3 protein-coding genes are annotated in these 12,178 nt (G+C 65.2%); 2 read left to right on the top strand and 1 reads right to left on the bottom strand.

Annotation, left to right across the window (positions count from 1 at the left end):
* The first annotated feature begins 986 nt into the window (after positions 1–986).
* Together HY68_RS36165 and HY68_RS36160 are read left to right on the top strand one after the other, a co-directional pair.
* Positions 987–4,523, top strand: a complete 3,537-nt coding sequence (locus tag HY68_RS36165) for a LamG domain-containing protein (protein WP_042000102.1) — start codon at positions 987–989, stop codon at positions 4,521–4,523.
* 283 nt (positions 4,524–4,806) lie between these two features.
* Positions 4,807–11,187 carry an RHS repeat-associated core domain-containing protein gene (locus HY68_RS36160; RefSeq protein ID WP_347560685.1) on the top strand — a complete coding sequence of 2,127 codons (6,381 nt, stop codon included), beginning with the start codon at positions 4,807–4,809 and terminating at the stop codon, positions 11,185–11,187.
* Between the two features lie 584 nt (positions 11,188–11,771).
* Here the strand turns inward: HY68_RS36160 and HY68_RS43120 are convergent.
* Positions 11,772–11,948: a hypothetical protein gene (locus HY68_RS43120; RefSeq protein ID WP_157874520.1), complete on the bottom strand. Its 177-nt coding sequence runs from the start codon at positions 11,946–11,948 to the stop codon at positions 11,772–11,774.
* Positions 11,949–12,178: the final 230 nt, after the last annotated feature.

Raw genomic sequence — 12,178 nt, 5'->3', positions numbered from 1 at the left:
AGCGGTTGATGGTGCACCGCAGTCGGCACAGGGGCCGATCTGCCAGGGCTGGCAGTTGAGGAGTTGGGCGGTGTGTTGCCGTTCGCCGGGTGCGAGGAGGTGGCGCTGTTCTTGGCGGGTGATGCGGTAGGGGCGTGCGGGGATGTCTTCCCAGGCGTGGGGTGCTGCGGAGGTGACGAGGTGTCTTCGGGCGTCGCCGAGGTGTGAGTTCGTTCTCTGTATCGGCCGCGGGTGCCGAGGTCTTCGCCGGTGAAGGTGAGTTCTCTGTGGTCGGGTTGGTCCGGGTCGCCGGGCCGGTTGAGGGCGGGCCGACGATCTCGCCAGCGGGCTCGGGTCCGGTTCGGAGACCCACTTCCGTGCGGTGAGCGGGCCGTCACGTGGGTCGGCGATCCGCATCGGCCCCCAATTTCCAGTCGCGCTCGTGACGACACGTTCGTCCGACTGGGGTGTCCGCTTCGGTGGCAGGCACAGGGCGGGCAAGTCCCAGTGCGCGTGAAATCCCTGGGCGCCGCGGCCGGTCGGCGTTCCTGGCGCGGTGGGCCTCGTGCCCGCTGCGGTTGGCTCAGGCGAACGGGTGCTGGACCCAGCGCATATGGGCTTCGGATGAGCGTGACACAGCCTCACGTTTTTGATTCACTTCGAATTCACTTATTGTCTTTGGATCATTCACCTAACAGTCCACAGTGATCGATTCATAAAAGCGTCTAATCTCGGCTATTGGCCTACGAAGTATCAGCATGTGATCCGCGTCACTGTTGATTTCCTGTGTGGTTTCTTGGTTGGATCTACGCATTAGTCGTGAAGTTTTTGTGTCCTTGGGGTGGGGCCTGTGAATTCACATGGTGGGCGGTTTTCCTGTGCGTAGAACGCGGACGCGTCATGTCTTGGCGAGGTTTCTGGCGGGGGCGTTGTTCGCCGGTGGAATTGTCGTTGTGAATTCACCGGCTGTGCATGCTGACGCCTCGTTGCCCCGAACGACGTCGGAGATGGCTGCGGCGTCGGGCGAGCCGGTCGAGGTGACGGCGGCACGAAGCGAATACGCACAGACTTTCGCGAATCCGGACGGGACGTACACGCTGAAGCAGGCGACGTCGCCGCAGCGGGTGAAGGATGCCTCTGGCGCGTGGCATGACATGGACGCGACGCTCGTGCGCCGGCCCGACGGCTCGGTCGGACCGCGCTACGCCGCGGTGAATGTGGCGTTCTCGGCCGGCGACAACCAGGACATGGTCCGGCTGGGCCATGAGAACAGCTCATTGTCGGTGCGGTGGCCGGGAGATCTTCCCCAGCCGACGTTGGACGGTGCGGTGGCCACCTACTCCGAGGTTCTGCCGGGAGTGGATTTGCAGTTGACTGCGGCGTCCGACGGGTATCGGGAGGTTCTGCTGGTCAAGACTGCGGAAGCCGCGCAGAACGACGCCCTGGAGGAGGTGCGCTTCGCCGTCGCGGCCAAGGGTGTGTCCCTGGTCGCGGGAGCCGGCGGTGGGCTGCGCGCGGTCGACGAGGACGGTAACGCGGTGTTCACCGGCCCTGCCGGGAAGATGTGGGACTCCTCCGGGGAGGACGCAGGCGCGGGCCTCCGGGGGAAAATGTCCCTGGCTACTGGTTCGGAGGCGTCCAGTACGGGTGAACCGGGTTCCGTTCAGCCGCGTGACGGTGACGCGACGGCCACTCTGCCGGTGCAGGTCGAGGCCGACAGCATCGCTGTTGTCCCCGACCTGAGTTTGCTGCGCGGGGACGACACGGTGTACCCGGTGCGCATCGATCCCTCGGTGGGCCTCTCGCGCGCGGAGCGGACGGTACTGTCGTCCGACGGCGACAAGTTCTACCAGTTCTCCGGCGAATACGGAGTGGGGCGCTGTTCGAACGCGGACGGTTACTACTGCGGCGACGATTACGCGAACCGGATGTATTTCGAGTTCAGTCCCGCCGGTCTGGCCGGAAAGCATGTTCTGCACGCCACGTTCCGGGCACATGAGACGTGGTCTTTCAATTGCGATCCTTACACGATCAATCTGGAGCGCACGGGAAATATCTCCGAGGGAACGCGGTGGCCGGGTCCTGCCATCGGGAATCTTATGGATTCGAGGAAGGTGTCAGCCGGTCGCGGGGATGAGTGCAGTCCCTCCCAGCCTGATTCCTGGGTCGAGTTCAACGGCGGTCTCACTCAGAATGTGCGGGATTTCGCCGACGGGAAGTTCTCGCGTCTCACGCTGATGCTGCGCGCCCTCGATGAAGGGGAGCCGCGTGCCTGGAAGCGCTTTGACGACAACGCCGAGCTGACTGTGGACTACGTGCCGGATCCGGGTGTTCCGATCAATGTCGGTGTCATTCCTGGGGTGGCCGGGGTGAAGTCAGCGGGGTTCTGTGATCCGGGCAGTGCTCCGCTACCTGTCACTATTGACGAGCCCACCGTCCGTGCACGGGTAGAGACGGAGGTCTCGCCGGGGGCCAATGACAGCAAGGGCCAGCTGAAGGTCAATTACCGCATTGCGCGCAAGCTCGACACCGGTGCGTGGGAAGAGATCTGGGCGGAAGACAGCCCTGACAGCGGTTATGTGCCGGACGGCACGCTGCTGGACAAGAAGACGACGAAGCGCACGGACGGTACCCAGTACCGCTACCGCGCCCGCACGCAGTCTCATTGGTCCTACAACGGTGACAGCGGCGAGCTGTACTCCTCCTTCTCACCGTGGTGTTACTTCACCATCGACTCCTCCGCGCCCAAGGCCCCGACAATCACGCCCAAGGACCCGGTCAACGGATCGCCCTACGTGGAATGCGTGACTGACCCATGCACTCCCAAGGGCGGTCCCGGTGTCGCAGGCAGCTTCGCGTTCAAGCCGAACAGCGGCGACACGGACATCACCAAGTACCAGTGGACGTTGAACGGACCGAGCGGCCAGGTCGGCGCCGCACACACCGTAACGGCGAAGGCCGATCACACAGCAGAGATCACCAACGTCGTCCCGACCATGGGCGGTACGCATTTCCTGAAGGTGTGGGCCATCGACGTCCGGGCCCGGCTCGGTACGCCGCAGACATTCGACTTCCAGGTGAGCCTGCCGGCGGGACCTGTCGGCCGCTGGCACTTCGACGACGCCGCTCCTGGGTCGGGGGAGACTGTGGCCAAGGACAGTTCGGGCGAGGACCCGCAGCACGATCCTTCCGTGCCGACGCACGATTTGACGCTCCGCGGTGGCTCCGGGTTTTCCACGATGGCCCGGCGGGGTGACGCGGACACTTCGTTGTGGCTGGACAGCAGCGACCCCGGACTGCAGCAGGCATACGCCGACGCGTCAGCGCCGGTGGTGAGCACCGCGCACTCGTTCACCGTCTCGGCCTGGGTGAACCTTACGGACGCTTCGTCCAGCCGGATGATCGTCACGGCGCCCGGCGAGTTGGCTCAGGCGTTCGCGCTGTACTACTCGTCGTCGTCCAGGTCGTATGTGTTCCACTACACGGCCACGGACTCGGCCACCCCGGTAATCGTCAGGTCGGACGCGGCCACGGTCGATCCGCCGTTGCGGGTGTGGACGCATCTGGCCGGTGTGTTCACCGCGGCCACCGACGGGAACGGCAATCGGACGCCGCAGGGCGACACCATTCAGTTGTTCGTCAACGGCCGCGCCCAGGGCAGCCCGGTCAACCTGCGCTCTGCGGCGCCCAGTTACGTCCCCTGGAATGCGAACAAGGGCTTGCAGGTGGGGCGGTCGATCGTGCGGGGCACGGCCGGCCAGTACTTCCGCGGCCGCATCGACGAAGTCGCGGTGTGGCAGAGCGCACTGTCCGCCGACGAGGTCGTTGCGGAGGCCACGACACGCGAAGCTGACGCCGACGCACCAGCCGTCGAACTGGTCGGTGACTGGAACGCGGAGAGTTCTTCGGGAACAGCGGTTGGTGAGTTCTCGCCCTACCCGATCAGTGCCATGGCGCTGTCCGGAGGAGCACACCTGGATGAGGAATCCAGCACCCTGGTGCTCGACGGCACTAGCGGCTACGCCTCGGTGACCGGGCCGGCGATCGATGAGACGGGATCCTTCACGGTCTCCGCCCAGGCCCAGATCAATCCGGATGTCCTCAACACCAAACCTGACGGTTACGAGGCTCAGATCGCTGGGCAAGCCGGAAGCGGAGGCGCCTCGTGGGCCCTGGTCGTGCAGAAGTTGGGGGCGGACACCTACGTATGGAAGTTCCTGCGCACAACGTCATCCGGGACCAGTGTGGCCACGGCTGATGTGACGGATCTGTCCGGACCGGCCGACACGAGTTCCCGGGTGACGGTGACCGGTGTGTACGACGCGCAGGATCAGGGCGGCCGAATGCATTTGTACGTGGGTGCTCAGTCGGTGGAAGACGGCTCCAACAACGCGGTCACCACGCCACAGCAAGGCGCCGGGAGTCTGGCTATGGGCGGTGCCGCCAACAGCAGCCGTTTCGCGGGGCAATTGGGACGGCTGCGTATCTGGGCCGGAGCGATGACCGCCGACCAGGTCCGCTCGCGCGTCATCGCAGACGACTGATCCGGTCCGGGTGGACGACGGGATCTCCCCCGCCGTCCACCGGCTCGCCCCTCTACGCCATAGGGGAAGAGCGGTCGGCCGGGACGACTGCCTCTCCTCATCTCGCTCGCCGTGCTCGGGCACGGCCTCCCACCTCATGCCCCTTCGGGGTCCTTGATGGAAGTTGGACGTGAGACTCATGCCACCGTTCCGCCGTCGCATTGCTCCCAGGCTGAGAGCCCGCTTGCTCGGTCGAGTAGCCGTGACCGCAGCGTTCGCCCTCCTGTCCGGTCTGCTCAGCCCCATGACCGGGATGGCCCAGGCAGTTCAGTCATCGGGACAGTCGGCGGTCGGCCTTCCCGATGGACCGGAGCCGGTCCCGGTGAAGACGGTGCCGCTGAAGCCTATACAGACGGCTACTTCACGCCTGATAGCTCGCCAGGAGAGCGTCAACAAGACGGCGGCGAAGCGGGCACTGCGCGATCAGACGGCGACGGTGACCTGGCCGGCCGCCGCGACCACCACGCTCGCAACTCCTCCCACTGGAACGGCGAAAGCCACGGCTGGATCGCTGCCGGTGTCGGTGTCTGCACCCGCCAACAAGGCCAAAGAGGCGGCGCCCTCTGTCAAGGTGGCGGTGCTGAGCCGGAAGCAGACCGCCGCGCTCGGAATCAAGGGCGTCGCACTGACCGTCAGGACTCCACGTGGCGGCGGAACGGCTGACCTCGCCATCGACTACTCCGCGTTCGCCGGCGCCTACGGCGGTGACTGGGCCGGCCGCTTGCAGGTCTTGCGCCTGCCCGACTGCGCATTGGACCAGCCCGGTAAGGCGTCTTGCCGCAACGCAACACCACTGGAGTACACCAACGAGCGCGTCGCACAGCGACTGCGTACCCGTCTCGACTTCAACACCACCGGCGGAGCTGCTGCCGGTGGGCAGGTGATGGTGCTCGCGCTCGCCGCCGGCGAGAAGTCCGGTGGCGGAGACTACAAGGCGACGCCCCTCGCGGCCTCGTCGACCTGGGAGGCGGGCGGTTCTTCAGGCACCTTCACCTGGAACTATCCACTCAGGACGCCGCCGGCCGCCGCCGGTCCCAGCCCCGATCTGGCCATCTCCTACGACTCGGGCAGCATCGACGGCCGCACCGCGAACACGAACAACCAGGGCAGCCAGATCGGTGAGGGCTTCGACCTGACCTCGTCGTACGTCGAGCGCAAGTACGGCCCCTGCGACGACGACGGCCAGGCGGACAAGTTCGACCTGTGCTGGAAGTACGACAATGCCTCCCTCGTCCTCAACGGCAAAGCCACCGAACTGGTCAAGAACGACTCCAACGGCGAATGGCGGCTGAAGAATGACGACGCCTCGGTCGTCACCCACTCCACCGGCGCTGACAACGGCGATGACGGTGACAGCGTCTCCGGAGGGAAAGGCGACGGGAAGGGCGAGTACTGGACCGTCATCACCGGCGGCGGTACCAAGTACGTGTTCGGTCTCAACAAGCTCGATGGTGCGGGCAGCGAACGCACCAACAGCGTATGGACCGTGCCCGTGTTCGGTGACGACGACGGTGAACCCGGCTACAGCAGCGGCACCTCGCTCAGCGGACGCTCCAAGACCCAGGCATGGCGGTGGAATCTCGACTACGTCGAGGACGTCCATGGCAACGCCATGAGCTACTGGTACACCGCCGAGACCAACAACTACGACACCCTCGGCGACGACACCACCGGCACCCGGTACACCCGCGGCGGATACCTCACCAAAATCCTCTACGGCCAGCGGGCCCACGCCCTGTTCACGGGCACGCCCGCGGCCTCGGACGAGGTCACCTTCGCCTACGACGAGCGGTGCATCCGGGACACCGGCTGCGACTCCCTGACCGAGAGCACCAGTCCCCAGTGGCCTGATGTGCCCTTCGACGCGATCTGCAAAGACGATGTGAAGTGCACCGGCAATGTCGGTCCGACCTTCTTCACGCGCAAGCGTCTGACGGCTATCACCACGCGTGCCTGGAACGCCGCCCTCACTCCGAGCGCCGGCTTCCAGCCCGTCGACTCCTGGAAGTTGACGCAGAAGTATCAAGACGCCGGAGAGACCGGTGATTCCGCTGACCAGTCGCTGTGGCTGCAGTCCATCCAGCACACCGGCGAGCACGGCACGCCGCTGTCGATGGACCCGGTCACCTTCACTAACGAGTTCCTCAAGAACCGCGTCGACGGCGATAGCGACGACATCCTGCCCCTGGCCAAGCCCCGCTTGACCGGTATCACGAGCGAGACCGGTGCGAAGACCGCCGTCACCTATGCCGACGCCGAGTGTGTCGCCGGGGAGACGATGCCCCGCCCCGACCAGAACACCCGCACGTGCTACCCGGTTCGCTGGAAGCCGAACGGGGGCGGGGACGCGATTCTGGACTGGTTCCAGAAGTACCCGGTCACCGCCGTCTCGACCAGTGACCAGACGGGCGCCTCCGGCACCGTCACCGACACCTACCAGTACTCCGGCGGCGGGGCCTGGCACTACGACGACGATCCCATGACCCCGGAGAAGGACCGCACGTGGTCGATCTGGCGCGGCTTCGCCAAGGTCACCCACCTCACAGGACGCGCAAACGGCACCCGCGGCAAGAACGTCAGCATCTACATGCGGGGGATGAACGGCGACCGGCTGCTGAAAGCCGACGGAAAGACACTCGACCCGGACGCCCGCAGAAGCGCCCAGGCCACGGGTGTCAAAGCCGCCGCGATCACCGACGCCGACCAGTACGCGGGCTTCAGCCGGGAGACAGTCACCTACGACGGTGACAGCGAAGTGACCGGCACCGTCAACGACCCCTGGTCCAAGCGGACCGCCACCCAGCACAAGTCCTACGCCGACACCGAGGCGTACTACGTCCGCACCAGCGCCACCCATGCCCGTACGAACGTCACCGTCACCAGCCCGGTCGACCGCGTCCGTACGGCCGTCACCACCTACGACGACTACGGCATGCCGCTGACCGTGGAAGACAAGGGCGACGACGCCGTCACCGGCGACGAGACCTGCACCCGCACCTGGTACGCCCGCGACGCCTCCGCCGGTCTGACCTCGCTGGTCTCCCGCACCCGCGTCACCGCCAAGCCCTGCGCCACCGCCGAGAGCGCACTCGATCTGCCGGCCGACTCCGCCACCCCCGGCGACGTCATCTCCGACAGTGCCGTCACCTACGACGCGACGACGGCTTGGACCGCCGACCAGAGCCCCACTCTGGGCGAGCCCCGGTGGACGGGCCGCGCAGCTGGCTACGACACCGACGGCAAGCCGAGCTGGCAGAAGATCAGCACCACCACCTTCGACGACCTGGGCAGGCCTCGGATCGTCAAGGACACCAACGACAAGCAGACCAGCAACACCACTTACACCCCGGTTGCCGCCGGTCCCCTCACGGCCATGGCGGTCGCCGACGCCAAGAGCTACACCACCAACACCGTCATCGACTTCGCTTCGGGCACGGCCACGAAGGTCACCGACCCCAACTCGAAGATCACCGAGTCCACGTACGACAGCCTCGGACGCGTCACCCAGACTTGGCTGCCGACCCGGCCGCGTCTGCTGGGCAACGTACCGAACTACAAGTACGCCTACCACCTCTCGCAGGACTCGGCGTCCTGGGTCTCCACCGACACCATCAGACCCACCGCCTCGGGTTACACCACCGGCTACACCATCTACGACTCCCTGCTGCGTGCCAGGGAGACCCAGGTGCCCTCGCCGGCCGGCGGTCGCATCGTCAACCTGACCCAGTACGACACCCGCGGTCTCGTCAGCTCTACTCTGTCGGACATCTGGGACAAGAGTGCCCCGCCCTCCGGTGACGACCCGGCAACCGTCGAGGGCAGCCAAGCCCCCATGCAGGTGGACACCACCTACGACGGGGCAGGCCGTCCCGTCACCAGCGAGACCAAGGTGCAGGGAGTCCACCGCTGGAGCACCACCACCACGTACCAGGGAGACCGCGTCCTCCAGACGGCTCCCACCGGCGGCCAGGCCACCGCGACTCTGACCAATGCTCTGGGCCAGACCACCGAGAGCCGCGAATTCGCCAGTGACCAGCTCACCGGCTCGTACAACCACACCCGCTACACCTACACACCCGGCGGCCAGCCGAAGACCATCACCGCCCACGACACCAGCGTCTGGTCCTACGCCCACGACCTGTTCGGCCGCCAGACCAGCACCACCGATCCGGACAAGGGCACCACCAACACCCACTACACCAACCTCGACCAGGTCGACTGGACCCAGGACGCCGAAGACCGCACGCTCTTCTACCAGTACGACGACCTCGGCCGTAAGACGGACCTGTGGCAGGACGACAAGACTGTCGCGGCCAACAAACTCGCCCACTGGGACTACGACCAACTGGCCAAGGGCCAGCAGGACACCGCCACCCGCTATGTCGGCGGAACCGCCGGGCAGGCATACGTCCAGAAGGTCACGAAGTTCGACAATCTCTACCGCGCCATAAGCAACCAGTTGACCCTTCCGGCCACTGATCCGCTGGTGAGCGCCGGTCTCCCGCAGACGCTGACCTTCAGCAGCGCCTACAACGCGGCCGACCAGCTCGCCAGCATCACGGACCCGGCTGTCGCCGGCCTCGCTGCGGAAACCATCACCAGTACCTACGACGATCTCAGCAACCTGAAGACCGTCCGAGGCACCGAGGCGTACCTCGTGGACGCCGGTTACTCCGAACTCGGCGACCCGACCACTCTCACCCTGGGCACCGACTCCATCACCCCCACGGCAAAGAAGGTCTCCCTCAACTACCGCTACGAGAACGGCACCCGGCGCCTGAACCGGTCCTTCGTCGCCGACACCGACGGCAATATCCCGCAGGACCTCACCTACGCCCAGGACGACGCGGGCAACATCACCTCCATCAGCGACGCAAGCACCCTCGGCGGCACCGGCAAGACCGACAACCAGTGCTTCTCGTACGACGGTTACCGCCGACTCACCGAGGCATGGACGCCCAAGACGGCCGACTGCTCCGACACCGGCCGCACCACGGGCAACCTCGGCGGCGCCGCCCCCTACTGGACGTCCTACGGCTACACCGCCTCAGGGCAGCGCTCCACCGAGACCCAGCACCTGACCACGGGCGACCAGGCCACCACGTACGCCTACGGAACCGCCACCGGCCAGCCCCACCCGTTGGCCCGCACCACCGGCGCCAAGAACGCCACGTACACGTACGACGACACGGGCAACACCATTAGCCGCCCCGGTGCCACAGCCACGGCCCAGAGCCTGACGTGGAACAGCGAGGACCAACTCTCCGGCCTCACCGAAGGCACCAAGAAGACCAGTTACCTCTACGACGCCGCCGGCAACCTCCTCATCCGCCGGGCCACCGGAGACGGCGACACCGTCCTCTACCTCGGCGACATGGAAGTCCGCCTCACGGTCAAGGGCACCACCAAGTCCCTTTCCGGCACCCGCTACTACACCGCCGGCGGCCAGACCGTCGCCGTCCGCACCGCCACCGTGGGAACGACCGGCACCAAGCTCAACTTCCTGGCGACCGACCCGCACGGAACCAGCGACGTCGTCCTCGCCGCAGGCACCTACGCCGCCACCAAGCGCTACACCACCCCGTTCGGGGCACCCCGCGGCACTGCCCCCACCACCTGGCCCGACGACAAGGCCTTCCTCGGCAAACCCGCCGACACCACCACCGGCCTGACCCACATCGGCGCCCGCGAATACGACCCAGGCATCGGCCAGTTCATCAGCGTCGACCCCCTACTGGAAACCGCCAAAGGCCAAACCCTCAACGGGTACAGCTACAGCCTCAACAACCCCACCACCTTCACGGACCCCACCGGCCTGGGCAACGCCGACTGCATGTCGGGAGTGGTGTCAAGCTGCACCAACGGTGTCCCCGACAGCAACTCGATATACCACCCAGACCGTGAGAATGCTCCCTGCAGAATGAACTGCAATACCGATGTGGGCGGTACCGCCACCGCCCCGACCAGCGGTAGCGGCAACTCCGGCTCTGCCAGCAAGACTGGTTCACTACCGGCGCCGATCGTTGTTCCGGTTCCCGAGGGCTGGAAATATGCCAACCAATACGTTGCGGAGTATACGAAGTTTATAATTTCGGGATCCTGTGGTCCGTCGGGAGAATGGAGTAAGAGAAACTGCGGTGCCGCTTATACGAACGGGCCGGACGAGTTTGATGTTCAGCGTGCGAAGTTCGCGGCATGCATAAATGTCGGCGGTTGTCCCGAGTCGATGTCAGCCGTGGCCGGATTCGTGGGAGCTGCTGCTGCGGCAGGTATGATCGTGACGGGAGAAGGGGCGAGAGGTAGCGTTCGCCTTTTCAAGGCTCCTCAGCGATCGCAAGGAAAGAATTTCCGAGAGCGCGGATTTAAGAAGGAGGATTTCCCTGGGGAAGAGGGGGGTCTTCCGGATGGGCAAGCGTATTTCGCCAAGAATAACGCCGCAGTTGCCGAGAAATACGCAAAGGCTTATGGGCAAGGAGTGATCGAAATTAGAATCCCAAAGGCGGAATATGAAAGACTGAACAAAAGAGAGTATCTATATGAAGGGGGGCCCGACGTTGAAGTGGTCGTGCCCAAGGCGTCGGTAGAGGAACTCAATCGATATGAGTGGACGTGGCATGAATTCTGAGAGGTGGGACTCCGTGCAGCTTCGCTTTCCGTTGGGGGCGGAGGTGGAGGCTGAAGTGCAAGAGAGATTCTCCTTCGGTTTCTCCGTCAAGATCGTGGGTGGTGATCCGAGCTTGAATGCAGTTGTCGACCTCATCTCTTACTGCCCAGATGGAGAAGTCGGTCGCCCGGATGAATGGCCCGCCAATGGGGAAGTGTTCAGGGCGGTCGTCGTGGATCACGTCCATCACAACCGTCAGTTGAAATTGCACGTTGGCCCCCGATAAAGTGTTTGCCTATCGTGTCGTCGCTCAGTTTCCTGAGTTGCTGCTGTCGCTGCGAGCAGGGGTTCCTCAGTCGTTCTGGGCGATGGTCGCGATGCTTGGGGAGGCTTGGAGTGTTGGGCGGGGCGGCGCCTGTCTGACCTGTCCTATGCGGAGGGTGCACAGGTCGACCACCTGACTCCAGCAAGCCCTGGGACCACTACCCGCCCACTTGGGTCGGGGCCGGGATCGGCCTGGCAGGAACAGTTGGGCGGTACTGCACCGAAATGGACATTCGGCAAAGCGCGGCGGTTTCGGTGAGAGTAACGCGACGGGCCCTGGATTAGGCATCGAACGAAGTCCACGTTTGAGTCTCCAGACGCTCCTCGAACATCTCCGCCGGTCCCGACGCGTTGTTGTGCCAGCAGGCGGCCTCGGTACCCGCCAGCAGTGACACGGACCCGTCTGCGTGCCGCCGGCCGTCGTTGACCTTGAGGAACTCCCGGTATGACGAAGGCATCTCCGGCCCTGTGATCCGCTCCTTGGACGGGCGGGCGGAAACCCCAGCCGGCGGTCCCGGCGCGGTCACGCGCGTTGTGCGGTGCGGGTGGCTTTCCAGGCCGCTTCGATCATGTCGAAGATCTCGGCCACTGCGGCCTGCGGGTCGGCCGATTCGCGGCCAGTGAGAAGGCGTCGAGGACGAACCGTGCGATCGTCCTCGACGCCGTCGTGGTGCTGGACAGTTCGTGG

Source organism: Streptomyces sp. AcH 505 (assembly GCF_000818175.1).
In the GTDB taxonomy this organism is placed as follows: Bacteria; Actinomycetota; Actinomycetes; order Streptomycetales; family Streptomycetaceae; genus Streptomyces.
Note: the sequence above shows the minus strand (reverse complement) of the source record. Positions and strands in the feature narration are given on the sequence as shown.

Coding starts and splice junctions, on each gene's coding strand:
- HY68_RS36165 (WP_042000102.1), top strand. CDS start 987: ATGGCTGCGGCGTCGGGCGAGCCGGTCGAGGTGACGGCGGCACGAAGC.
- HY68_RS36160 (WP_347560685.1), top strand. CDS start 4,807: ATGACCGGGATGGCCCAGGCAGTTCAGTCATCGGGACAGTCGGCGGTC.
- HY68_RS43120 (WP_157874520.1), bottom strand. CDS start 11,948: ATGCCTTCGTCATACCGGGAGTTCCTCAAGGTCAACGACGGCCGGCGG.